Consider the following 24,406-nt stretch of genomic DNA (forward strand, 5'->3'; position numbering starts at 1 on the left):
ACCTGTCAAGATTTTCTTTTCAAAAATCTTTCTCAGATTCGCCGCCGCCGTAACTTTCCCACGGTGACTGCCGGTCCAAATATTCGGTTGAAAAGAACGTCGTTGCTGCGGAGTCCAGCTTTATAACAAAGCGCGTCCGCACCGTCAACGATTTAATGAGTAATTTTCTCTAACAGAGAATAATACTCAGAAAGCGTTTCCTATTGCCGATCGACCTCGGCTATACTCCGCCCATGTCTAATCTAGCCTTTGCCCTTATCATCTTCTCCGCCGTGATGCATGCCACATGGAACACGCTGGTGAAACAGAGTCGTCACAAGACCGTCTTTATCTGGTGGATGTTCATCTGTTCGATGTTCCCCTTCACCGTAATCATCACCGTCATCGACGAGCCCTTCCACTGGCCCGGCATCCACACCCTCACCATGATCGCCATCGGGTCGGTGAGCTTCGTCCTCTACCACCTCCTTAATGGACGCGCCTACCGGGACGGGGACCTCTCCATCATCTATCCTCTGTCACAGACCTCTATGGTCTATGTCCCCATCTGGGGAGTGCTGCTTCTCGGCGAGCGGCTTTCCCTCACCGGGATAAGCGGCATCCTGCTCGTTATCTTTGGCACCTTTTGCGTCCAGATGCGCGAGGTCTCGCTCGCCGAGATCGCCCGTCCCTTCCGTGACCTGCAGAGCACCTCGGTCCGCGCGGCACTTCTGGCCGGCTTCATCTATTCCATCGGGTCCATCGCCGAGAAGACCGGCGTGCGCGACTACCCGCCCGTCTTCTTCACCTATTTCCTGGTCATGGCCATGCTCTTACTCATGTCCATAAACCTCTGCCGTCCAAAATACCGCGAACTCATCGCGGAGGAATGGCGCGCCAACTGGCGCCTCATCCTTTGGAGCGGCCCGACCGTCATGCTCTCTTTCCTCACTTTCCGCTACGGGCTCAACATGGCACGCGTCGGATACGCGGTTCCGGTGCGGCAGGTGAGCATCATGGTGGGCGTACTGATCGGGATCTTCTTCCTGAAGGAATCTTTCGGCAGGATGCGCCTCATATCGGCCACACTCATAGTAGCCGGCGCGGCGCTCATACGGTTCGGCTAGGGCATCGGGCTAAGACATAAAAAGGCCCGCAACCTTTACGGCCGCGGCCCCCTCAACCGACGAGACGCACTTCTGTTACAGCAGTTAACGAAGGTGCATCATCTTGCTCGCCTTGCCGCTCATGCTGGCCATGGTATCCGCAAGATCCTCCATCCGACCGGAGAGGTCCCGCATCAACCTGTCGCTTCTGTCGCTGACCGTTCTCCCCATCTTGATCATTTTCTTCCTGCTTTTGGCACCGGAGCAGGGAGCTAACAAAAGCCCAATACCTGCACCAAGCATCCCGCCCCCCAGAAGCATCATGAGCCCATTGATCGGTCTTTTCATCCTTTCGTTCATGATAGTGCCTCCTTTTAGAGGATATCTACTGATGTCTCATTTTACCGCCGATCAAAAAAGGAAGTCCACCGGGAAATCGTCTACAGAACAACACGAAGACTCGACCATGCTGAATACATCGACCGATTGATGTATTCAGCATGGACAGCAAATACCTTTGGTGCTAAGTAAAAATATCAGGTTGATATTGCGCCTGTTAGCTGTATGTTTACGACATGTCTTGAGCAAGGAGAGTCGCCATGCTATTGGAACGACTGGTTGAAAAGGCGAAAGAGGAACCCGAGTACGACTGGGACGCGTATTACAAGTGGTTCTTCAGCGAACAGAGCGGCCAGGAAGTGGCCGGGTACACCTTCTGGGAATGCAAGAACTGCCTGACCATCAACGTCCTGCTTCTTCCCGCACGCTACGGCAAATGCCGCTGCTGCTCACTGCTCCACCTCCCCTCCTCCTGATCCCCTTTCTAAAGCAGCGCCACCAAGCTCCATATCATAAAGGCTGCAGCATCTCCTTGACCAGCGCGCCTAGAGTCTCGATGCCGCGCTCCGCCTTGTCATCCCAAAACGCCGTGGAAACCCGCATGTAGTTCCGGTACTTCCCGGAGAGCGAGAAAATCGAGCCGGGGGTGATGCTGATGCCGCGCTCCAGCGCGCGATGGAAGAGCTGCACCGAGTCGATCACTTCGGGCATCTCGACCCAGAGCATGAAGCTGCCGCCGGGACGCGTCATGCGGGTCCCCTCCGGGAAGTGCCGCACGATGGCATCGGTCATCTGGGAGAGATTTTTCGCGTAGACCCGGCGGATCGCGCGCAGGTGATGGTCGTACCCCCCGTTGGCTAGAAATTCGGCGATGGCGAGCTGGGTCGGCGACGCGGTGGCGAGGTTGCTCATCATCTTGAGCCGTTCCATCTCGGTCTGGTACCTGCCGCCGATGGCCCACCCGACGCGGTATCCCGGCGCGAGGGTCTTGGAGAAAGAAGAGCAGTAGATCACGAGCCCCTTGTGATCGAAGGCCTTCGCCGCGACCGGACGCTGGTCGGTAAAGCAGAGGTCACCGTAGATATCGTCCTCGATGAGCGGGATCTCGTGACGGGACAGAAGCTGCACCAGCTCGCGCTTGCGCTCGTCGGGCATCAGGGTTCCCAGCGGATTGCTGAAGTTTGGGATGACGAGGCAGGCACTCACCTTGTTGTGCTCGATGGCGTAACTTAAGGCCTCTATGCTGATCCCCTCCTTCGGCGTCGACGGGATCTCCAGGGCCTTCAGCCCCATCTCGGCGATCAGTTGCAGGAAGTTGAAATAGAAAGGGGACTCGACGGCGATGGTGTCACCTGGCTTGCAGGTGGCGTGCAGGGCTAGCTGCACCGCTTCGACGCACCCGGAGGTGACCAGCACCTCGTCCGGGCGCACCCCGACGCCGTAAATGAGGGAGCGCTTCGCGATCTGGGTGCGCAGCCGCTCGCTACCCGGGGGCATGAAATAGGAGATGCTCTGGGGCCCGAAGCGCCTGAGCTCGGCGGCCATGATGCGGCTTAGCTTGTCCACCGGGAGATGCTGCGGGTTGGGGATCGCGCTTGCCAGGGGGAGGAGTTCCGGGTTCATCATGTTGCGGATCACCAACTGACAGAGGTCGCTGAAGGTGACCGCTGTGGCACGGAAGCGCTGGTTGCTGGCGACCGGTTCCCCGGTGATCTCGGGGACCTTCGGACAGACGTAGTAGCCGGACTGCGGGCGCGCATGGATCACCCTGCGGTCCTCGAGCACGGCGTACGCCTGCATCACGGTGTTAATGCTCACGTTGAGCTTGGCGCTCAACTGCCTGATCGAAGGGAGCCTTTCGCCGACCCGATAGGTCCCCCCGTCGATGAGCGACACGATCTCGCTTCCCACCCGCTCGTACAACGGCCTGCAGTCCGACACCATCTCCAGGGCCATACCGCCTCCCATCCGCGTCACCAAAACATTCATAATGACGCGGGAAGTTGCCAACCAGTTGAAGTCTCTCGGCAAACTCTACCGTAATACCGTCCTCATCCACAGTCACAGTTACACTCATTTCAGATGGGTACAGTTATCATAGGCAACAACTGTCACCATTACAATTGTGAATTATCGTCTCAGTTTCAAAGAATCCCCTCATAGTCCGCAACAGCTGTCCTTTTCCCTCCCTCAATGTCACAAAACAAGGTCAGATCGGTAACCTGATTGAAACATTGCATTGCTATCCTCCCGGCCATCGAACACCGAGCCAGGGAAAAAGGAGAAACGAGGTCATGTCGCAAATGGTTACAAGACGCGCTGTCGCACCCACCCAGAGCATTCGGATGCCGGAGTAGCACCTATGCAGACGATACTGATCATAGAAGATGAAAAGGACCTCGCCGAACTGGTCGCTTTCAACCTGGAGCGGGAAGGGTTCCGGGTGATGACCGCCCACGACGGCCTCACCGGGCTGGACCAGGCCTCACGGATCAAGCCGGACCTGGTCATCCTCGACCTGATGCTTCCGGGGCTTTTGGGTACCGAGGTCTGCAAGACCATGAAGAGAAACGAGAAGACCGCTGCCATCCCGGTGCTCATGCTGACCGCGAAGGGTGAGGAGATCGACAAGGTGGTCGGTTTCGAGGTGGGAGCCGAGGATTACGTGGTGAAGCCGTTCTCGACGCGGGAGCTGATACTGCGCGTCAGGGCGCTCTTAAGGCGCGCCGCGACGCCCCCGTCCCCGGGGAGCGTCGTGAAGGTGGGGCCGCTTACCCTGGACGTGGAACGTCACTCGGTGGCAATCGACGGCGCCGAGGTCTCCTTCACCAGCACGGAGTTCAAGCTTTTGCATATCCTGGTGCAGCGGCAGGGAAGGCTGCAAAGCCGCGAGGTCCTCCTGCGCGACGTGTGGGGATACGCCTTCGTCGAGGATTCGCGCACGGTCGACACGCACATAACGAGGCTGCGCGGCAAGATGGGGGCGGCCGGCGAACTGATCAGGACGGTGCGTGGCTTCGGCTACAAGATCGAGCTGTGAAAGTTAACGGGAACGTACGGAGCCTGTAACAGAAACGCCACAACGCTTCATTACCATGTCGACATCTTTGAAAAACAACGAACAGGAGGAACATCGATGCTACACCGAATCAAAAAAGCCGTCATGACGCTGGCGCTCATCGCCGCAGTCGCCTGCGCCGGTCAGGCAAACGCCGAAACACTTATCAACGGCGCCGGGGCCACCTTCCCCTACCCCCTCTACTCCAAGTGGTTCACCGAGTACGCCAAGGTGGACAAGGGGGTCAAGTTCAACTACCAGTCCATCGGTTCCGGCGGCGGCATCAAGCAGATCACCGCGCAGACCGTCGACTTCGGTGCAAGCGACAAGTTCCTCTCCGACGACGAGCTTAAGGCCGCCCCCGGCAAGCTGATCCATATCCCGACCGTCATGGGCGCCGTCGTGGTGACCTATAACGTTCCGGGCATCGGCACCGGCCTGAAACTTAACTCCGAGGACGTGGCCAACATCTACCTGGGCAAGATCACCATGTGGAACGACCCGAGGATCGCGGACGACAACAAAGGTGTGCACCTCCCGGCGAAGCCGATCATCGTCGTGCATCGCTCCGACGGGTCCGGCACCACCAGCATCTTCACCGACTACCTTACCGGCGTGAACGCGGATTGGGCCCAGAAGGTGGGCAAGGGCGCTTCCGTGAAGTGGCCGGTTGGCCTTGGCGGCAAGGGGAACGAAGGGGTCGCGGGTCAGATCAAGACCACCCCGTATTCCATCGGCTACGTCGAGCTTGCTTACGCATTCGAAAACAAGCTCCCGTACGCATCCTTGAAGAACAAGGCGGGCGTCTTCGTGGAGCCCTCGATCAAATCCACCAGCGCTGCTGCCGCAGCGGCCGTTAAGCACATGCCGGCCGACTACCGCATCTCGCTGGTGAACCAGCCGGGCAGGGACGCCTACCCGGTGGTCGGCTTCACCTGGCTCCTGGTCTACGAGCAGCAGAAGGACGCAGCCAAGGGAAAACACGTGGTCGAGTTCCTGAACTGGTCCATGACCAAGGGGCAGAAGATGGCCGCCCCGATGCTCTACGCTCCGCTGCCGGAAAACGTCGTGAAGATGGTGCAGAAGACCATAAAGACCATCAAGTAAAGCCTACCCATAAGCGGCACCCCCACGGGGCATCGGAACATACCGGTGCCCCGTTTTCTTTATTCGAGCCCATGACAGATCCTGGCCATCCCCTCTCGAAGAAGCGCTGACCCCGGGCATGATCTTTCCTCTTGGTCCCGCTCCGGAGTCCTGCTAATGTTGGGCACGTGAAACCGGACCTGCAAGGGAGACGCGACCATGAACAGAGCCATCAATACGCCGGCGGTATCGATCCTGATGCCGGTGCGCAACGAGGAGAAGCATCTCCGGGCGGCGCTCGCCTCGCTCTCGGTGCAGAGTTTCAAGGATTGGGAGCTTGTTGCCGTGGATGACGGCTCGAAGGACGCCACTCCGGAGCTTTTGGCCCGGGCGGCCGCAGCGGATGCGCGCATACGTGTGCTGCAAGCCGGAGGTCTCGGGCTGGTACCGGCCCTGAACCTTGGGCTTGCCGCCTGCCGCGCCGACCTCATCGCACGCATGGACGGCGACGACGTCTGCCACCCGGCGCGGCTCGCGGCGCAGGTAGACTACCTCGCCGACCACGCGGAGGTGGGACTTCTCGCCTGCTCCTTCCGGCACTTCCCCCGCCACCGGGTCGGCATGGGGATGAGCGGCTACGAGCGGTGGCAGAATGCACTTTTGGGGCACGAGGAGATCTCCGCCGACCTATTCGTCGAGTCCCCCTTCGTGCACCCGAGCGTCATGTTCAGAAAGGGCGAGATCGAGCGGACCGGAGGCTACCGGGACATGGGGTGGCCCGAGGACTACGACCTGTGGCTGCGCATGGCCGCGGCGGGGACCCGGTTCGCACGGCTCCCGGAGACGCTCTTTTATTGGCGCGAACGGCCGGAGCGGACCACGCGCACGAACCCGGCCTACACCCAGGACGCCTTCCGCCGCTGCAAGCTGCACCACCTGCGGGAGGGTTTTCTGAAGGACGAGCGAGAGGTGATCCTGGCCGGGGCGGGGCTCGAGGGGAGGGCCTGGCAGCGGCTTCTCAAGGAGGCGGGGATAGGGGTGGCTTACTGGGTCGACGTCGACCCCAAAAAGATCGGCCGTCCCTTGCACGGCGCGCCGGTCCTCGCCACGAGCGAGCTTACCCGCACCGGCATCAAGCTTCTCATGACGGTGGGGGCCCGCGGCGCGCGTGACGTGGTGCGGCAGACTTCGCAGAAGGCGGGTTTCATCGAGGGGGTCGACGCCGTCTGCGTCGCGTGATCAGGCGCCGCCCCTTCCTCCCCCTACTTCCTGAGCGAGATGCTCAAGACGGGAGTTCCGGCGGTGCCGTTACGAACCGACACGAACATCTCCTTGCCGTAGGAAAACTGGCCGTGATACCCCGAGACGCCCGCCGCGGCCAGCGCGCCCTGCTGATCCATGGCAAGGGTGTAACCGCCTGGGAGGAGCGTTGAGCCGCCGGCATCCAGGAAGGCGGTGTAGAGGAGCCCCCCGGCGGCGTCGACCGTCTGGGTGCCGTGACTCCACCCCGGCGCCGCGCCGTAGAGTTCATGAACGCCGAAGCTACCGGTCAGGTCCGCCGTGAGGTAGCTCGAAGCGGTAAGGAGCACGGCGGGCGGGTGCACGAGCTGCATGATGCGCAAAAGCGGCGCGCCCCCCGCGTCGGTGGCCGTCGCCACGACGGTCATCTTGTCCGCCGACATGATCCCCTGGGTCACGAGTGCCGCGGGCTGCGGCGTCACCCCTGGGTAGGGGGTCTCGCTCACCACGCCGTCCGCGGTGATGGCGAGGCTCACCGCCTTGCTCCCGCCACCGGGAAGGGCACGCGGGGTAGGCCCGTTCAGGGAGAGGTAGGTCACCCCCTGGTCCTGCCCCACCTGGCAGCTCGCGTACTCCCACTCCGGAACAAGGCCTGCCGAGAGCTGGTGGTAGACGTAGGGGAGCGGTCCCGCCACGAGCCTTCCCGTCCCCTTCACGTCCGCCGCGCTGAAGACGATGCCGGGGACGCTTTTCTGCATGACCATCAGCATCCTCCCCCCGCCGGAAAGGGTTGCCGTCCCGACCATGAGGTCCTTGTAGAGGTTCGCCGCCACGGTTCCTTGGAAGCCCGCAGCCTGGCCGCTTTGGCTCACCGTGCCGTCGGACAGAAGGGTCATCGCCGTGAAGAGCTCCGCCGGGGCCGAGTTCCCACCCAGACTGTCCTCGTAGCGCGTGACGCTGACCGCACCCGAGGCGTCGATCCCGACCGAGCCGCGCAACCAGCGCGGGTTTGGACCGGTCACCAGGGCGTTGAAGCGCCAGGCCCCCTCCAGGTCGGCCTGGCTGAAGGGGCCGGGGGGCTCGGGAACCACGGATACCTCGGGAGAGAGGGCGCTCTCGCCGTTTGAGTTGTAGGCGCTCACCGCGAAGTAGTAGCGGGTACCGTTGTCGAGCCCGGGCACGATGACCGAGGTGCCGGTGATCTCGGCCACCTTGGCGCCCCCACCCGCGGCCAGCCCGGAGACGCTCGAATAGTAGACATGGTAGCCGGCCGCTCCTTGCGCCGGGCTCCAGGAAAGGGAGACCTGCCGGTCGCCCGGGACCGCCACCACCCCGGCAGGAGTCGCGGCCATGCCCGGGTCGTAGCGCCAGGGGGACGCACCGCAGGCGTTCAGCCCGGCGGTGATGAAGAAAGCGGCAACAAGAATGAATAAACTGCGCCAGGTGCACTGCATCTGGAAAATCCTCCCGGGTCCGCCGCTGCGGACCCCGCGTCAGAGACGGTATTCGAACCCGCCGTAGATGTACCGCCCCGGCTGCGGGAAGCCGTAGCTCGTCTCATAGTTCCGGTCGAAGAGGTTGTTCGCCCCAACGTAGAGCTCAACGCGGTCCTTCAGCACCTTCCGGCTCAACCTCACGTTCACCAGCACGTAGTCGTCGAGCTTCGCCTTCTGCACCACCGCCACGCTGTCCTTCGTATAGAAATACTGGTTGGCGACGTAGTTGACCGCGACGTAGGCGGTCGCACCGCAGCGCGCGTCGTAGCGTCCCTCGAGGGTCACCTTGTCGCGAGGGTTGTACTGCACCTCGTCCCGCCCGGGACGGGAGCGGTCCTCCGAGTGCAGGTAGGTGTATCCCCCGCGCAGCATGAGCCGGTCCAGCGGATGCACCTCCCCCTGCAATTCGGCGCCGGCGAAGCGCACCTCGGAGAGGTTCATGTTGCGGCCGGCGGCCTGGTCGTTCTGGATCAGGTTGTCGGCGTCGGTGTAGAAACCGGTGATGGCCACCCTCGCCTCGCGCGGCAGCTTCTGCTCGACACCCGCCTCGAAGCTGCGCGAGGTCTCGGCGACGAGCGCGTCGTTTCCCTTGGAGAGATCGTAAAGGTCGCCAAGCGACGGGAAGCGGACGTTGCGCTTGAAGGAAGCCTTCAGGCGGGTGTCCGGCAAGATGTCGTAACTACCGCCGAGCAGGAAGCTGTAGTCGTCCTGGTCCAGCTCGCTTCTGTGCTGCCAGTAATGACCGTAACCGGCGACGAGCCCCACCCCGGTGACCGGAGAGAACTCGTACTCGGCTCCCGCCGAATAAAGCGAGAGCGAACGGTCCCTTGATAGATCGCTGTAGGTCGGGGTCCCGCCGGAGACCGGGTTCACCGTCTGAACACCGCCGTTCTCCCAGGCGTCGCGCTCGGCGCCAAGCGACAAGGTGAGCGTCCCGAAGCGGCCGAAGTCGTACTTCGGCTGGAGCGTCGCGCCGTAGACCGAGGTGCGCACCTCCTCCCGGAAGGATCCGTCCGCGAGGAAGGAATCGAGCCGCGCGTCGTCGTACTGGTTCACGTCCTCCTCGTGGCGGTTCAGGTAGGTCCAGCCGCGCAAGGTGAGACGCTCCCCCGCCGCGTACTCCCCGGCCAGCTGCAGGTAGAGCCCCGAGTAGTCCTCCACTCGGACGTACTTGGGGGGCGAGGCGAAGGGATCGATCGGATCGCCGATGGTGCCGGCGGGCTTGCCGTAGCTCCCCTCGCCGTAGCTCAGGGTGAGACCGAGGGCCAGGTCGGCGGTCGGGGTGAAGCCGGCGGTGCCGAGGAAGTTGCGCCGTTCCTTGTCGCTGTTGTCACGGTAGCCGGTGTTCTGGTTCGCGGTCCGGTCGAACGCGCCGGAGAGCGGGAAGCCGTCCACCCGGTTCGCGCTGCCGCTCAGGAAATAGCTGAAGCGGTCGGTGGCGGCGGAGAGGGTCCCCTTGGCGAGGTAGGGGGCGTGGTCGCCGAATTCGCCGGACACGGTCCCCCGCACGCCTGGGGTCCCCTTGCGGGTTATAACGTTGATCACCCCGCCCAACCCCCCCTGGCCGTAGAGCACCGAGCTCGCCCCGGAGGTGAGCTTTATCTCGGCGATGTTCTCGGTGGGGATGGTGGTCGGGTCGAACTGCATGTCTACGGCGGAGTTCACCGGGACGCCGTCCAGGAGCAGGAGCACGTGGCGCGTCCTGAAGCCGCGGATGTCGATGCGCGGCACCCCCTCGGCACCGGTCCGCACGTTGACGCCGGGCAAGAGCTGCAGCGCCTGGTCGAGCGTCCGCGCCCCGCTCGCCCTGATCTCCTCCTCGCTCACCCGGTAAAGCGTCTGGCTCGCCTCTTCTCCCGGCCCGCCGTCGGCGCGGTTACCGGACACCACCACCTCGCCGAGCGCGTAGCTCTCCGATGCGCCCCCGCCCGCTTCGCCCCTGGCCACGGCGGCCTGCGCGCAGCAGAGAGCGAGGAGGCAAATTACTGTTCTAAGTTCCATGAAAAACCTTCCTGATAATGTAAAGATCCCCCCTCCAGGGGAAGGAGAGGCGGACTCCGATGCAACTCGCACTCCGGATCTCCCCATGTCCCCTCCCCCGGAGGGGGAGGGTCAGGGAGGGGGAAGGACCAACCTATTGCGGGACGCCCTGTTTCGGGTTGGTCTGCCCGCCGCTTTCCAGGCCGGAGCCTACCGCGGTGACGGTGACCCAGTAGTTCGTGCCGGGGGTGAGCCCGTTGATCGTCAAAGGCGAACCTGTGGAGGAGACCTTCTGGTTGTTCGCGATTACCGCGGCGGTGGTGGGAGCGGTTGCACTCTCCATGTAGTAGACGTTGTAGGAGGAAGCAAGCGGCACCCAGTCCCAGGAAACCGCCAGAGAACCGGCACCGGCGGTCACGGAGACCCCGGTCGGCTTGGCCGGGGCCTGTGCCGATGCGGAAGGCTTGGCGGAGGACTGGCTGGACGGCGTGGTGCTTTCTCCCGCGACGTTGGAGGCGGTGACCAGGAAATAGTAGGTGGTGCCGTTGGCAAGTCCGGTCACGGTGAGCCCCGGCTGCGTGAGACCGGCGAGGGACTCGTCCGCGGTGAGGGACACCTTGGTCCCGGTCGAAGTGGTGAAACCGGAGGTCGTGGAGTAGTAGACGTTATAGGAGGTGGCGCCGGCCACGGCGCTCCATGCCATGGTCACCAGGCCGTTGCCGCCGGAGACCCTCAGCCCCTGAACCTTTCCCGGCAGGGCCGGAAGGGGCTTCACCGAAGCCTCGTCCGAAACGGCCCCCTCGCCAGCCAGGTTTGCCGCGACAACCACGAAGTAGTAGGTGGTTCCGTTGACGAGCCCGGTGATGGCCTGGCCGCTCGTCGCCCCGGCGACCTTGGTGCCGTTGCCTGCGGTGACGCCCGCGGCGGTGCCGTAATAGACGTTGTAGGAGATGGCGCCGGGCGCCGGTGACCAGGAGATGGTCGCCTGTGCGTCGCCGCCGGTCACCACCACACCGGAAACCTTGTCAGGGAGCGGGGGGAGCGGCGTAGCGCTTGCTTCGTCCGAGACGGCGCTCTCGCCGTGGGCGCCTACGGCGGTGACCACGAAATAGTAGGTGGTGCCGTTTGCAAGGCCGGTGATAGCCTGGCCGCTCGTCGCCCCGGCCACCTTGGTGCCGTTGCCGACCGTGACGCCCGGGCTGGTGCCGTAGTAGACGTTGTAGGAGGTGGCGTCAGCGGAGGCGGTCCAGGTGACCGCCGCCTGGCTGTCACCGGCGGTCGCCGCTACCGCGGTCGGCTTGGCAGGGGCGTTGGAGTCGCTCGAGCCGCTCGAGCCGCAGCCGGCAAAAACCAGCGCGAGAACGGTCAGGGTGATGGCGGCAAGCCACCGAAAAAGCTGCTTCTTCATTGGGTCGTTTTCTCCTTTTTAAAAAAAATCCTCAACAGAGGGGGGTGCGTCATTTCCTGGCCAGGGCGAAGGTGATGGTCACCTCGAACGGCTCATCCGGCGACAGCTCCGCGGGGACCGGGGGAAAGGCCCCCACGGAGCTGATGGCGCGGGTCGCCGCGGCATCGAGAAAGGGGTGTCCGCAGGAGTCAACCGGCTCGACGCTCTTCAACGAACCGTCACGCCGCAGCATGAACCTTCTCCGGCAACTCCCTTCCCGGCCGGACTTGCGCGCTGCCAGTGGGTATTCCTTGTGCGCCTCTATGAGCCGCTTCAACAGCGCCTGGTAGCCGCCGCGAACCTCCCTCCCCGCGCCCTGTCCCGACGAAGCCGGCGCTGCGGAAGGTGCGGCAAAAGTCCCTCGGCCGCTTCCCGTGCCGCGGTTATCCGCCTCGATGGTTGCTCCGGACGCGGCGCGCCCACTACCTGCGGCTGGGTGCACCACTCCGGCCGGGGCTCCGACGACAGGCGCGACGGGACTCGCGGACGTCCGGGGTGGTGCTGCCGGCGACACCGGTTCCCTGAGAGAAGCAGAAGCGCTCGTCCCAACTACGGGAGGCGTCGCCTCGAATGCCGCCCGTCGTGCGGGAGAGACAGAGGATTCCGGAGAAGTCGCTCTCCCCGGCGCGGGTGCTTTTCCAGCCCCCCCCAGATCCAGGTACGCGACCACCGCCTGGCGGTTGCGCTCCTCCCGCACCCCTTCCCGCTGCCAAAGCCTTCCCGCGCCGTAGAGCAGAAAAAGGTGCGCCAAAAAGGAAAGCAGGAGCAGGTGCGTCACCGGCAAGTTCTCGGCGCGGAGCCGGCTCACGTCGCGGCCGCCCCCTGGTCGATCAGGCCGTTCTTGCGCAGTCTGCGGATGATGGCCGGGACGGCAAGCGCCCCCAGTCCGCCCCAAAGCCCGTTCATCCCCGCCGAGATCACCGTTTTTTGCAGCATGATCTCCTCGTCCATGCCGAGAAGCCACTCGACGCCGGTGTTGGCGCCGGCGCGTAAAAGCGACGCAAGCACCCCGACCGTGGCGCAGGCAAGGAGGCTCGTGACGAAGCCCGGGGCGATCAGGCCCGCCAGGTCCACCACGAGTGCCGGGAGCAGGAACTTGACCAGCACCATGGCGCCGCCGCTCCCCATGCCGAGGAGGACGCTGGCAAGGCTCGTGATGAGCCCGACGAGAGTCGCCGCGCCGACCTTCGGGACGCATCCCCTGGCGAGGAGGAAGAAGAACATGGTGAAAAACATGACGTGCCCCGGCAGGTGCAGGTGCAGCCTGAGTCCGGCGCGGGTGAGCACGATCAGGGTCGCGCAGAAGCAGAGCAGGACCGCCTCCCGCAGGGTAAAGCGTCGCCAGATATAGATTCTTTCCGTTTGTTCCATCGTTTCTCCTTGGAGACCGGCTCCGCAGGTGCCTGTCCCCTTTTTACCTTTTCACGCGAGGGACTGTGCCTTCCCCGCCCCCGGAGGGGGAGGATTAGGGAGGGGGAAGCGTGGCAACTCGATCACCCTTCCCCCCTCCCAGCCTCCCCCCTCCGGGGGGAGGGGCGCTCTCAACAAAAAGCCGCAGCAACCGGATCTGTGACTAATCAAGAAGTGCTTTAGCCGGGGGCACCCCATCCCCGCCCGTAACCTCATCCTCCGCCTCCTCCCCGGCCCCCCTTCCCATCGCGGCGACATCGAGGTAGGTTCGCTCCCGGTGCAGACCGAAGGCGCGCGCCTCGGCGGAGCGGGACACCTCGTCGGCGGTCCTGAAGGCGCGGACCATGAGCGGAAGCACCACGCAGTTGAAGAGATCGGGCCAGTTGCGCGGGTTCATCTGCTCCCGCGGGGAAAGCCGCGCCCCCCTCAGGCGCTGCAGCGCCACGATCTCCTCGAGTTCCCGGAAAAACAGCGGCACGAACCTAACACTCACGAACACCAGGAAGGAGAGCCGGTACGGGACGACCCGGCGCAGCGCCGCCATCGCCTCGCTGGTGCGCGTGGTGCGCAGGAAGACGGCGCCCGGGAGGTAGAAAAGCACGATCTGCGTCGAGATGCGAACCCCGGGCCAGAGCCCCTTATCCACACCGTCCAGCATGCAGTAAAGGGGGATGACCATGGCTGCCTGAAAGGCGAAGAGCCGCACGTCGCACCAGAGGTCCCGCAGGGTGAGACGCGCCGACAGGTAGTAGGCGAGCGTCACCAGCACCAAGATCGCCTGCATCAGCGGCGTACGCCCCCCCGCCGCCAGTGCACTCAGGAACACCCCGAAAACAAGCTTCCATCCCGCCCCCATCCGGTGCACCGGCGAATCGTGCTCGGCGAACCGGCAGGGATAGCCGCGGCTTCTGAGCGAGGTGCGGAATCTAGGAGGCCCTTTCTGCAATGCCGCCCTCCTGAAGATGGAGGCTGCGATCGGCCCAGCGCCGGTCCGGCAGTTCGTCGTGCGAGGCGATCAGCACCGTCGTGCCGTAGCGGATCGGCATCCTGCCGAGGATCGCCAAAAGGCTCAGGCGCTGCGGGAAATCGAGCCCGGCGAAAGGCTCGTCCAGAAGCAGCAACACCGGACGCGGCGCCACCACGGTCGCAAGGGCCACGCGGTGCTGCTCCCCGAAAGAGATGGTGAGCGGCGCACGGTCCGCGAGATGGGCGATGCCGCAAAAGGAGAGGGTCTCGTCCACGATGCGGTCGATCTCCTCCGCCGGGTAGGAAAGGCGCTCCAGCGAGAAGGCGACCTCCTCCCGGACCGTCTCGGCGAAGAGCTGGCGGGCCGGGTTCTGCATCAGGAAACCGAGCCTGCCGCGCAGCGTACCCGGCCCCGGTTTCTCCGTTCCCGCCACCCAGAGCCGCCCCGAGTCGGCGGGGAGAAGCCCGGCGAGGCAGCGCAGGAAGCTCGACTTCCCCGCACCGTTTTGCCCGAACAGATGGACCCGCTCGCCGCGACACACGCGCAGGGTGGCCCGCTTCAGCACCCGGCCCGTCTCCGGGTAGGCAACGTCCAGCCCCTGCACGTCGAGTACCGGCCTCGTCCCGTAGAGGGTCGCCGAATACGGGAGCAGGAAGGCCTTCGGACGGTAGCGCACCGGGTCCGGCGGCGTCGCGTCGTCACTGACGAGGTGCCCCCCCTCGAGCCTCAGGTACCGGTCGATGAGCGCCACGAACGGGCGCGGGTCGTGCTCTGCCATGACGATGGTGTGCCCGCGCTCCTTCAAAAGCGCGAAGATGGCGACAAGTTCGTCCTTTCCCGCGGCGTCGAGCTGCGAGGTCGGCTCGTCCAGCAGGATGAGTCCGGGGCGCATGGAGAGGACCGAGGCGAGGGCTAGGCGCTGCTTCTGCCCCGCCGAGAAACGCTCGACGCTGCGCGTCTCCTCCCCCTCCAGCCCGACTGCTCTCAGCCCCTCGCGCACCCTGATGGCGATCTCGTCCGGCGCCACGCAGAGGTTCTCGGGGCCGAAGGCCACCTCCTCCGCCACGGTGCTGCAGAGGATCTGCGATTCCGGGACCTGGAAGAGGATCCCCGCGGACGGCGCCGCCTCATCCTCGGCCGGCGCCACGCGGATGGTCCCGTGACGCCTTCCGCCGCGCAGAAGCCCCATAACCGCCAGAAGGAGCGTGCTCTTGCCGCAGCCGGAATCGCCGGTCAGGCAGACGAACTCGCCGCGCCGCACGGTGCAGGAGACCCCCTCCAGCACCGGAGCCGCCGCACCGTGGTAGGTGAAGCCGAAATGCTCTATTTCCAGGACTCTATCGTTCAATGCGCGATCAGGGCGGTTTCGCCGTGCCGCGCCGCCCCCCGCAGACAGGTGAACGACTCGACGCTCCAGCGCCGGTAACGGCAGTCGTAGCAGGAGCGATCCTCCTCGGCCAACTGCTCCTCCTCGACATCAGGAACGAAGCAGGTGCAAGCAAGCGCCGCCTGCTCCGCCAGCGACCAGGCCTCCTTGCCGTGGGCGAACTCCATGACCCCTTTCTCGTTTGCGCGCCACATGCTAGTACGCCTTCAACTGCTTGCGGTGCAGGGTCTGCCAGCGCGCCCCGGTCCCCGCGGTCTGCGGAGCCCCGACGAGCAGCACCGATTCACCTTCCAAAAGCACCGTCTTCGGCTTCTCGCCGATGGTCACCAGGTCGTCGTCGCGCAGCGCCTCGCCGGTAACGCTTCTCACCACGTCGACGAGCGGGTGCTGCATGAGCTCGTCCACCCGTAGCATCCGGTACGGTTGGCCGAAGTCCAGGAACCCCTTGAGGCGCCCGTCGTTGCCGGACATCCTTAGCCCGGCGCCGGCGAGGGCCCCGATCACCCCCTGCCCTGTGCCGCCGTGCTGGGAGAGATGCACCCCCAACTTCCCGGCGAGTTCGTACGCCTCGTCCATGCGCACCACATCGCGCTTTGCGCGCCGCCCAAAGGCGATCAGCTCGTTGCGCGCCGTCATCCGACCTGGGACCGCCACGCAGAGGCCGGGGTCGGAACCGGGAGCGCTCTCCCGCTCGAGGAACTCGGCCACGTGCCCGATCACCGGCTCGAGCCATACCTCGTCGATGTCGGCGTAGAAGCACATGGCGCTGTTGTGGGAGGTGTACGGGATGTCCGGGTGCACGAAAAGCTGGTGCCGGGTGATGAAGCCGCAGCTCCCCCACCCTTTCTGCTGCAGCTCGTCTGCCACCAGGGAGGCGATTTCGCCGGTGCCCCGGCTCTCTAAGTTGTCGGTGTCGTCGATGGAAATCACGATGCGCATGGACCTGAACTCCTTCGTTGTATTACACGCTACATAACGGTGGACACAAAAAAGCCCCGTTCCGGATGGAAAGGGGCCCTGTACGGTCGGATACACTCCGGCCGCAGACAAGGCTCTCCTTTCCAAAAGGGAGGCACCGCCGTTTCCAGCAGTACCCGTTGGCCCGCAGCCGTGAGGAGGACCTTTTAGGCGGCGAAGCTCGGAGAGGCATATACGAATTTTGGCAACGTCTTTAACACAGGTAAAACGTATACGCTAGGGAAATATGATGTGAAGGGACAAAGGTGCGGGAGGTTATTCCTCTTTCAGCTCCTGCTCGGCCCGGTCCATGGTCTCAAGCACCTTCTCCGGCCGGACGTCCTGTCTCAGCTCCTCAAGTTCCGGGTTCATCGACTCGGCGACGCCCAACTTGGTGCCGATGGCGGTCAAAAGCTCGATGATCCTGGTCACCTCGTGCTCCGCGAGGAGATCGATGTGCAGGTTCAGTTCGGCGCGCCGGTCGGCGAAGGCCTGCATGCGGTTTTGGCTGATGAGGACGAAGGTGGAAAGAAAGATTGCCTCGACCGAGGCGAACATGGCGAGGATCACCAGGGTGGGGTCGAACCGCTTCATGACGGGAAGCCAGCCGACGTTGACGAGGATCCAGCCGGTGAAGAGGACGAGGTGTATGTACACGAAGGTCATGCTACCGGTGAAGGCGGTGATGGCGTCGGCGACCCGCTCCTGCACCCCCTTGTTCCGCTCCTCGGACTGGCGCCTCTCAAGGAGGGACTCGATGTTGCGGTGCACCACGGAGGCCATCTGCTGATCGGAATCGGAGTCCGGCATCCCCCCTCCCGTTGGCGCCCCTGGGCGTGCGGGGGCTAACCCGGGAAAAGGTACCATCGCGCATGGGCAAGTCAACGAACGTGCCGCCGGAATTCCTGCTCCCATCCCCTCACCCTCCCCGGCACCTACGCGTCGAGAAGCTCCCGCACTTTTCTGGCGAGCTCCGGGGGGGAGATCGGCTTCATCAGGATTTCGACGTGGGGAACCACGGTTTCAAGGTCGGTGAGCATGTCCGCGGTGTAGCCGCTCGTGAAGAGGATCCTGACGGCGGGATCTTCGCGCTTCAGCTCGTCGTACAGCTCCCGTCCGCTCATCCTCGGCATGATGAGATCGGTGAAGACGAGCGCGATGCTGCCGCGGTGCTCGCGGTACTTCTCCAGTGCGTCCGCCCCGTCCACGGCCAGGATGGTGCGGTAACCGAACTGTTTCAGGGCTTCGTTCACCAGGTCCCGCACGTGCTCCTCGTCCTCCACCACGAGGATGGTCTCGGAGCCGCACGGGAGCTCTTCCCGCGCCGTGCCGTGCGCTTTAGCCGGGGCCTGTTCCTGTGATACCGGCAGGTAGACGTGGAAAGTCGTCCCCACCCCAGCCTCGCTCTCCACGTCGATGAACCCCTTATGCTGCTGCACGATCCCGTAGACGATGGAGAGCCCGAGCCCCGTCCCCTTCCCAACGTCCTTGGTGGTGAAGAACGGCTCGAAGATCTTGCTCCTCGTGGCTTCGTCCATCCCCGAGCCGGTATCGGCAACCGTGATGAGGGCGTAGTATCCCGGCGCGCCGAAGCCGTGCGACTCCTGGAAGGATTGGCTCAGGACGACGCTCCGGGTGGCGACGGTCAGGGTTCCCCCCTTCCTCATGGCGTCGCGCGCGTTGGTGGCGAGGTTGATGATCACCTGTTCGATCTGCCCGCAATCGGCGTAGATGGCGAGCGGCCCAACATCGAGGTCGGTCTCGAAAGCGATGTCCTCGCCGATGATCCTTTTCAGGAACTTGGAGACGCTCAAGACGATCTCGTTCAAGTCGCAGTACGCCGGGTGCATGTCCTGCTTTCGACTGAAGGCAAGGAGGCTGCGGGTGAGGTTCGCGGCACGGTCGGAGGCGGCGAGGACCTGGTCGAGCATCTCCCGGCCCGGATCCCCCTCCACCATCCGCATCTCCAGAAGCGCTCCATACCCGCCGATCACGGTGAGGATGTTGTTGAAGTCGTGCGCAATGCCGCCGGCCAGGTGCCCCACGGCCTCGAGCTTCTGGGAGTGGCGCAGTTGCGCCTCCAGGTTCTTCCGGTTGGTGATGTCGCGCACGAAGAAGTGCACCGCAGGTTTGCCGTGGTGCATGATCGAGGTCGCCGTAGCCTCTCCGCAGAAGGTTTCTCCGTCGAGCCGCTGGAAGTCGAGTTCTATGACCGGAAGCTGCCCGACCTGCCGGGACGCCCGCTCCAGTTCGGCAAGAAAGAGCTCCCTTGAAGTGGGATGTATGAAATCGAGCACCTCCCTGGAGAGGATCTCATTGACCGACTCCGCCCCGAGCATGCGTACCCCGGCGTCGTTTATGAAGACGATCCTGTCGTCCACCTTTATGAAGATGATGTCCTGGGAAAGCTCGACGAGCTGACGGTAACGCTCCTCACTCTCGCGCAGGGTCCGCTGGGTCTCGCGGTCGGCGGTCAGGTCGTGCCGGGTGACCACAAGACTGAGCGGAGCGCCCGCCACATCCCTGACGACCCTGAGGGTCACCTGCACCGGGTGCCGATAATAGTTCTCAGGATCCCCCTCCTCAAGCACGGTCACCGCGTCCTGCTGGGACTCCTCAACAACACACTGCGCGCAATGCCCACTGAACCCGGGATGGAGGATCTCGGCGATGTGCCGTCCCGCACACGCTTCGGGAGTGCTGCCGACCATGCGGTAGAATTCCCGGTTGGCGAGCATCAGCCTGCGTTGCGGGTCGAGCAGGTAGATGGCATCGGCGGAGGCGTCCATCGCCGCGCGCCATTCGTTGGCCGCCTTCTCCAGCGAGGCCTCCGCCTGCTTGCGCTCGGTAATATCCTCGCCGGAAAAGAGCACGCCGCTGATCACCCCGTCGTCGTCATGCAAAAGGGTGTTGTGAAACGCGATCATGCGTTCCTCGCCGCTATTGGTGAGGATGGCGTTCTCGAAGAACTCCACCGCCTCGATCTCCCCCGCCATCTGCTTGGCGAAGACCTCCTTCACGACGCCGACTACCGCAGGCGGCAGGCAGACGTCGAACCAGTTGCGCCCCAAAAGCTCGTCCTCTGCCCAACCGAGGATCTGGCACCCCTTCCTGTTGATAAGGATGATGGTGCCGGAGCGGTCGATGGCGGCGAACATGACGCCGGCGATGTCCAGGTAGAGCTGAGCCCGGTTCCTCTCGCGGATCGCGGCATCGAGCACGGCCTTTTTGCTGATCTCTTCCCTCTCCTGCTCCCGGTCCGCGAGCTTTATGAACCAGAAGAAGATCACGTAGATCCCGACCGCACCGATGGTGACCAAAAGGCTGGTCAGCAGCAGAAGATGATGCACCCCGCCGAGCAAGTAGGCGCCGCCGCGCTGCGCGCACTGCTCCAGATTGCGGTAGGTAAGCAGGATGAAGACAAGGGACACCCCCAGCAAGGCGAAGAAGAAATAAACGAGCGTATGTCGGGTCCTTCGTGTCATGGCATTCCCGATGAAATTGTGGGGTTTTCCCTCATAATGATTATCGTCGGGGACGCATAGTGACTTTAATCGCAGGCGTTGGCAAGATCGATTGTGGGGGCATTTGCAGGTGGCGTTGGAGGGAAGTTACCGGTCTTACAGGCTTATAGCCTCGAATAGGGCATTGCGAAGGTCGGCACGCGAAAGTTCCCCACGCCCGAGGCGGAGTCCGGCGCGCGCGGTTCAGGGCGTGTCCCTTTTCTCCAGGGCACGGTAGGTTTCAAGGAAGTATTGCAGGTTAGCCAGGCGCATCTCGATATCGTGCCGCCAGAAGCCGAGCCTCTCCCACCCGACGTCCGTGATGCGGTAGACCCTGCGCGCCGGGCCGCTTCCGCTGGTATCCCAGGTGGAAACCGTCTCCCCCGCCTCCTCCAGTTGCTGCAGGGTGCGGTACAGGGCGGCGCTGTCGGGCCGGCACCCCGGCATGCGCTGCGACAGCTCGGTGAGGATGGCGCCGCCATGCTTCTCCCCTTCGGCCAGCAGGAGGAGAACGAAGGCGGGGAGGTGACGTTGCTGTTTCGTTTTAGGTGCCATGTTTTCTCCTTGTTTCAAGCGTCCGCGCCTTCCGGCTGGGGCAGCGGCGCCTCCTGCGGCAGCAGGCGCTCCATGAGGTAGCCGGAAAGGAGGATGCAGGGGATGGTAAGGACGAGGCGCAAGAGGGCGAAGCGGAGGCTTATGAAGCTGCTCTCCATGAGGAGCATCGGGATCTTGATGCTCCCCCAGGTCCCCAGGAAGATGACCAGGTTCGCCGTGCGCGCCCCCTTTTGCCGGAGGGAGACGGCGACGGGAAAGGCGGCGTAGAGCGGTCCGGCCGCGGCGGTTCCGAGCAGCATGGCGACCGCCGCCCCGAGCATGCCGGAATCCGGACCGAGATGTGATTCCACCACGCGGCGCGGCAGCCATACGTCCATGAGCCCCATGAGCACCATGACCGGCGGCACGATGGAAAGCACCTCGAGGAGGAACCGTCCCGAGTTGGCCGCCGACAGCCCGGCCGCCTCAGGTTTAAAGAGGGAGAGGACGAGGTTCGCGCCCAGAACGATCAAGAAGAGCCGGTAATCAGCAAGGGTCGCCTTCACAGGAGCACCCCCATCATGAGCCCGATGGCGATGGCGGTGACGAAGCTGAGTGATTGCCGCATGAAGGTGAAGCGGGTCCCGAAGCAGGAGACCTCCATGGGGGCGGTCATGATCCCCACCATGGTGAGCGTGGTGACGAAGGCGGCGAGGCTTGCCGGCTGGGCTCCCAGTTTATAGAGGGAGCCGACCAGCGCGAAGGCGATTGGAGCCGGCATGGTGACTACGGCACCCAGCGCCGAAACAAGGGTGAAGCCGGCGATGCCGCCGTAGCTGAAGAGCTTCCTGATCAGTTCGGGAGGGACGAGAGCCAGCATCAGGCCGACCAGCACCACCATGCCGAGGATCCTCGGCGCTAAGCCCTGCAGGGACTTGGAGCCGATGCGCAGCGCCCTCCGGGTCCGCTCCGGGTCCAACCGCCAGGATACCAGTACCGCCACCGCCGCCCCTCCGTACAACACCGCCGACATCATAACCGCCTCCCACTCTCTCATAGGCCACGACAATACTGTCATAAACAGTATACTGTTTAAGTCATAGAGTCAACAGATGCCATAAAGCCCCCGGAGTTTTCTGTCACAGCTAGGGAAAGTCCCCATGAAGCACAGAACGAGACCTAGTGTCCCCCCTTTGCGAAGGTTCTTCAGGAAATTCCGGGGAGCATGTGTGCGTTAGCCTCGAAGCACTGAGCATGGCATCACGTTCCCCCCTTTGCGAAGGGGGGACAGCGGGGATTTGCTCTTAAAAAAAAAAGAGGCCAGGCAAAAATGCCTGGCCTCTCCCCTGCCGCGGAACTACTAACTCGCGTTCGATTACTTGTTGTGCCCCTTGCCGTGTCCCTTGCCTTGCCCTTTTCCCTTGCCGGGGCCGCCCCCCTGCCCTGCGGGCTCCCCGGTGAAATGCAGGTCACCCCGCTTGAGGGCATGGAACTCCGGCGAGCCGGGTTTTATACCGAGCTCCTTGGCGATCGCCCCCCACCCCTTCTTCTTGTTCGGCTGATACACCTGGTAGACCTGGTCCACCGGCTTCCCCGAGTACTGACCGAGCTGGAAGAGCATGAATGCGTCGGCCGGCTCCGGCACGCTTTGCAGCACCATCTGAACCTTGGCCTGCGGCACGCCGAACTGCGCACTCACCTTGGCGGAAAACCCGGCCATGTCGGCCCGCGCCTGCACATTCAGGCTGGAGAGGAACCCGTCGAGACTCGCGTGGGCCGCTATAGGCGAGAGCAGAAGCAGGGTGACGAAAAGAAGGATCAGGCGTTTCATGTTGCTACCTCCATTCATGAGATGAGTGCCCCGCAAGGCTCCAATACTATATAGAAAAAAAGCGCGCCGTCAAAGGAGGGGGAGGAGAAGAGACAGAAAAGAGGCTGCGCACGGACCTTCCGTGGCAGCCTCTTTACCGGATTTCGGGGGAATCTATTAACGCGTGGTTTCCTGCTGCAAAAACTCGGCAAACTCGCTGAAGACCGCCTCGCGCACCGAGTGCTGCTGCCAGTTGCGGATCAACTGCCTGGCGCACTGCACCATGCCGAGAAAGCCTGCCGAGGTGCCGCCTGCTATGAGGACGCTGGTCGCGCCGGTGCAGACCATGACCAGGCTGGAGATGAAGAGGACAAGGCTGGTCAGGAAAAGCGGCAGCTCGACGTGCTTGAAGGGAGAGCGAAACATGTGGTGCACCGACGAATATACCGAGGCGTGCGCTTTCACCACGCGCAGGTAGCGCTCAAGCTCGGCCGCGTTGCAGCGCGAGACAGCTCTCAGGTAGAAGCGGCGGCAGGCTTCCCTGCTGCTGGTAGCCATGCGGTCGCCGTAGTAGTGTTCCAGTTCGACATCAATCGTGTACGTATCCATCTCTCAGCCCTCGTTCTGCTCCATCGGGAGCAGTGATAAAGTGTGATGCTACGTCAAAAAGCATGATGTATACCAACGAAGCGCTTTGGCGGCAAATCCCCGGCATCATTGACCGAGGCCCTGTCATGCGCCCGTCGGCACTGCTCAAAAACGTCGCAACATGCGCAACTTTAACACATTTCTGCGTTCCAAATCTTCTTAATCTTTCCCAAATAGCCCGGGCTAACGGTCTCTTTTAGCCGCTTCCACCTTCGGCGATTTGGCGTTTGTGCAAAACGAGAGGCGCCGCTGCAAAATTTTGGCGTCTGCGCAAAAAAAAGAGGGCGCGGGGAATTCTTCTCCCCGCGCCCCCCGTCGGTCCGTGCCTTACCTACCCGGTCAAATGATGTAGACGTGCTCCGCGAGCCCCTCAAAACTCCTCGCCGCGGCAAGGTACCTTGCATCCTCGGCGTAGGTGGTCGGGTACACCGTCGGCACCGGGCGATGCACCAGTTCCCGGTCCACGTTCACGAAGGTGAAGAGGCAGGAGTTGGAGAGCGCCTTGCTGGTGCGGTCGCGGCTGATGCGCTCGATGTTCGCCTCGACGCAGATGTAGCTTCCGTTCGTGTAGACCACGCGGCTTGTGTAGTGCAGCTTGTCCCCCATGCGTACCGGGTGAAAGAAGTTGATCCGGTTCACCGCCGCCATCACGGAGCGGTCCGGCGCCACGAGTTCGGAGCAGATCGAGGAAAGCTCGTAGGCCCGACGTACCAGGTACCCGCCGAAGATCTTTTGCGGCACGTTTTCGAACTCCGGATACATCCGCTCCCAGGCATCCGCCGTCAGTCGCCCGGTCAGGAGCCCCTGGAAGCCCGGCTCGTCCTGAGCATGGTGCAGGGACGCCAGCATCCGGTACTCCTCCGCGCTGGGCGGCTCCGACAGAAGCGACTGCTGCTGGCGGTACTCCTCCCGACGCGCCGTAGCCTTCAGCGCGCGCCTTCGCTCCTTCTCGCTTCCGTAGTCAAGCGGCGGAAGTGTCATGCTCACCGCCCCCTCCCCCATCCCCGAGCGCGCAACCATGGTGAAGTAGCAGGAGGCGACGTGGTTCGCCGGCTCGCCCGGCTGCTCCACCCTGATGCCGATCTCCAGCGAGGAGCGCCCCACGTGGTTGATGCGGGCCTCGCATATGAGGTCACGCGTCACGTCCGCCACGTGTCGCACGATGATGTTGTCGATCGCCGCGGTCACCACGCGGGCCCCGGGGTGGAAGCGGTTCACGTAGGCGAGCGCAGTCTCCTCGGCCACCTTGTCCAGGATCTCCAGGAGGAGCCCGAAGCGCAGGTTCCCCTTCAGCTCCTCGTCCATAACCATGAAGCGGCGGCGCAACTCCGGATCGGTCGCAAGCGACAGGGTGTGGCAGTACGAGGTTTCCGCAGGAGTTGTCATGTCTATCTCCTCTCTCTTTGTGCTCATATTTGTACCATATACCGCCAAAACCTGAAGTTTCTCCGCGGCCCGGC

24 protein-coding genes and 1 riboswitch are annotated in these 24,406 nt (G+C 63.5%); of the genes, 5 read left to right on the top strand and 19 right to left on the bottom strand.

The features are described 5' to 3' along the window. Window positions 1-233 precede the first annotated feature (233 nt). Window positions 234-1,106 (top strand): EamA family transporter, encoded by an 873-nt coding sequence (locus E8L22_RS00840; protein ID WP_136523405.1) that lies wholly within the window; start codon window positions 234-236, stop codon window positions 1,104-1,106. 84 nt (window positions 1,107-1,190) lie between these two features. Here the strand turns inward: E8L22_RS00840 and E8L22_RS00845 are convergent, their stop codons facing one another. Next, window positions 1,191-1,445: a YtxH domain-containing protein gene (locus E8L22_RS00845; protein ID WP_136523406.1), complete on the bottom strand. Its 255-nt coding sequence runs from the start codon at window positions 1,443-1,445 to the stop codon at window positions 1,191-1,193. 239 nt (window positions 1,446-1,684) lie between these two features. Here E8L22_RS00845 and E8L22_RS00850 point away from each other — a divergent pair, with 239 nt between their 5' ends. Next, the gene (locus E8L22_RS00850; protein ID WP_136523407.1) at window positions 1,685-1,900 is read left to right on the top strand and encodes a hypothetical protein; all 216 of its coding nucleotides are present in this window, start codon (window positions 1,685-1,687) and stop codon (window positions 1,898-1,900) included. 34 nt (window positions 1,901-1,934) lie between these two features. On the opposite strand, the gene E8L22_RS00855 is transcribed toward E8L22_RS00850, so the two are convergent. Continuing rightward, a complete protein-coding gene (locus E8L22_RS00855) occupies window positions 1,935-3,380 on the bottom strand; it encodes an aminotransferase-like domain-containing protein (RefSeq protein ID WP_136523408.1) in 1,446 nt (481 codons plus the stop codon). Between the two features lie 406 nt (window positions 3,381-3,786). Here E8L22_RS00855 and E8L22_RS00860 point away from each other — a divergent pair, with 406 nt between their 5' ends. From E8L22_RS00860 to E8L22_RS00870, 3 genes are all read left to right on the top strand, one after another. Further along, window positions 3,787-4,464, top strand: coding sequence for a response regulator (locus tag E8L22_RS00860; RefSeq protein WP_136523409.1), 678 nt, complete (start codon window positions 3,787-3,789; stop codon window positions 4,462-4,464). A gap of 96 nt (window positions 4,465-4,560) precedes the next feature. Next, window positions 4,561-5,589, top strand: a complete 1,029-nt coding sequence (gene pstS, locus E8L22_RS00865) for a phosphate ABC transporter substrate-binding protein PstS (protein WP_136523410.1) — start codon at window positions 4,561-4,563, stop codon at window positions 5,587-5,589. A 198-nt stretch (window positions 5,590-5,787) separates the two neighbouring features. Then, entirely contained in the window at window positions 5,788-6,807 is a 1,020-nt protein-coding gene (locus tag E8L22_RS00870; RefSeq protein ID WP_136523411.1) for a glycosyltransferase, read from the top strand. A gap of 23 nt (window positions 6,808-6,830) precedes the next feature. On the opposite strand, the gene E8L22_RS00875 is transcribed toward E8L22_RS00870, so the two are convergent. The 17 genes from E8L22_RS00875 to E8L22_RS00955 all read right to left on the bottom strand — a co-directional run bounded on the left by E8L22_RS00875 (window position 6,831) and on the right by E8L22_RS00955 (window position 24,332). Continuing rightward, a complete protein-coding gene (locus tag E8L22_RS00875) occupies window positions 6,831-8,261 on the bottom strand; it encodes a fibronectin type III domain-containing protein (protein ID WP_136523412.1) in 1,431 nt (476 codons plus the stop codon). A gap of 39 nt (window positions 8,262-8,300) precedes the next feature. Continuing rightward, window positions 8,301-10,304: a TonB-dependent receptor gene (locus E8L22_RS00880; protein ID WP_136523413.1), complete on the bottom strand. Its 2,004-nt coding sequence runs from the start codon at window positions 10,302-10,304 to the stop codon at window positions 8,301-8,303. A gap of 133 nt (window positions 10,305-10,437) precedes the next feature. Continuing rightward, window positions 10,438-11,691: a fibronectin type III domain-containing protein gene (locus E8L22_RS00885; protein WP_136523414.1), complete on the bottom strand. Its 1,254-nt coding sequence runs from the start codon at window positions 11,689-11,691 to the stop codon at window positions 10,438-10,440. A gap of 49 nt (window positions 11,692-11,740) precedes the next feature. After that, window positions 11,741-12,538 carry an energy transducer TonB gene (locus tag E8L22_RS00890; RefSeq protein WP_162604753.1) on the bottom strand — a complete coding sequence of 266 codons (798 nt, stop codon included), beginning with the start codon at window positions 12,536-12,538 and terminating at the stop codon, window positions 11,741-11,743. Further along, on the bottom strand, window positions 12,535-13,101 hold the full coding sequence (locus tag E8L22_RS00895) for a hypothetical protein (RefSeq protein WP_136523416.1): 567 nt from the start codon (window positions 13,099-13,101) through the stop codon (window positions 12,535-12,537). The genes E8L22_RS00890 and E8L22_RS00895 overlap by 4 nt, the downstream gene beginning before the upstream one ends. A gap of 202 nt (window positions 13,102-13,303) precedes the next feature. Then, window positions 13,304-14,086, bottom strand: a complete 783-nt coding sequence (locus tag E8L22_RS00900) for an energy-coupling factor transporter transmembrane component T family protein (protein WP_136523417.1) — start codon at window positions 14,084-14,086, stop codon at window positions 13,304-13,306. Beyond that, window positions 14,067-15,455 carry an ABC transporter ATP-binding protein gene (locus tag E8L22_RS00905; protein ID WP_136523418.1) on the bottom strand — a complete coding sequence of 463 codons (1,389 nt, stop codon included), beginning with the start codon at window positions 15,453-15,455 and terminating at the stop codon, window positions 14,067-14,069. Before E8L22_RS00905 ends, E8L22_RS00900 begins: the two co-directional genes overlap by 20 nt. Next, window positions 15,452-15,688 carry a hypothetical protein gene (locus E8L22_RS00910; protein WP_136523419.1) on the bottom strand — a complete coding sequence of 79 codons (237 nt, stop codon included), beginning with the start codon at window positions 15,686-15,688 and terminating at the stop codon, window positions 15,452-15,454. Before E8L22_RS00910 ends, E8L22_RS00905 begins: the two co-directional genes overlap by 4 nt. Window position 15,689: 1 nt before the next feature. Beyond that, window positions 15,690-16,433 (bottom strand): hypothetical protein, encoded by a 744-nt coding sequence (locus E8L22_RS00915; protein WP_136523420.1) that lies wholly within the window; start codon window positions 16,431-16,433, stop codon window positions 15,690-15,692. A 99-nt stretch (window positions 16,434-16,532) separates the two neighbouring features. Further along, a riboswitch (molybdenum cofactor riboswitch) is annotated at window positions 16,533-16,650 on the bottom strand. 77 nt (window positions 16,651-16,727) lie between these two features. Further along, window positions 16,728-17,261, bottom strand: a complete 534-nt coding sequence (locus tag E8L22_RS00920; protein WP_136523421.1) for a DUF1003 domain-containing protein — start codon at window positions 17,259-17,261, stop codon at window positions 16,728-16,730. Between the two features lie 125 nt (window positions 17,262-17,386). Continuing rightward, a complete protein-coding gene (locus E8L22_RS00925; RefSeq protein WP_136523422.1) occupies window positions 17,387-19,936 on the bottom strand; it encodes a PAS domain S-box protein in 2,550 nt (849 codons plus the stop codon). A gap of 222 nt (window positions 19,937-20,158) precedes the next feature. Further along, complete coding sequence (locus E8L22_RS00930) at window positions 20,159-20,509, bottom strand: PadR family transcriptional regulator (protein ID WP_136523423.1); 351 nt, start codon at window positions 20,507-20,509, stop codon at window positions 20,159-20,161. Window positions 20,510-20,523: 14 nt separating this feature from the next. Further along, a complete protein-coding gene (locus tag E8L22_RS00935) occupies window positions 20,524-21,054 on the bottom strand; it encodes a permease (RefSeq protein WP_136523424.1) in 531 nt (176 codons plus the stop codon). Next, window positions 21,051-21,521 (bottom strand): permease, encoded by a 471-nt coding sequence (locus E8L22_RS00940; protein WP_246044488.1) that lies wholly within the window; start codon window positions 21,519-21,521, stop codon window positions 21,051-21,053. The genes E8L22_RS00935 and E8L22_RS00940 overlap by 4 nt, the downstream gene beginning before the upstream one ends. Before the next feature lie 342 nt (window positions 21,522-21,863). Further along, entirely contained in the window at window positions 21,864-22,319 is a 456-nt protein-coding gene (locus E8L22_RS00945; RefSeq protein WP_136515981.1) for a hypothetical protein, read from the bottom strand. Window positions 22,320-22,475: 156 nt separating this feature from the next. After that, window positions 22,476-22,907: a GSU0071 family protein gene (locus E8L22_RS00950; RefSeq protein ID WP_136523426.1), complete on the bottom strand. Its 432-nt coding sequence runs from the start codon at window positions 22,905-22,907 to the stop codon at window positions 22,476-22,478. A 378-nt stretch (window positions 22,908-23,285) separates the two neighbouring features. Then, entirely contained in the window at window positions 23,286-24,332 is a 1,047-nt protein-coding gene (locus E8L22_RS00955) for an acyl-CoA thioesterase (RefSeq protein ID WP_136523427.1), read from the bottom strand. Window positions 24,333-24,406: the final 74 nt, after the last annotated feature.

Origin of the sequence: Geomonas ferrireducens (genome assembly GCF_004917065.1) — a bacterium.
Lineage (GTDB): Bacteria > Desulfobacterota > Desulfuromonadia > Geobacterales > Geobacteraceae > Geomonas > Geomonas ferrireducens.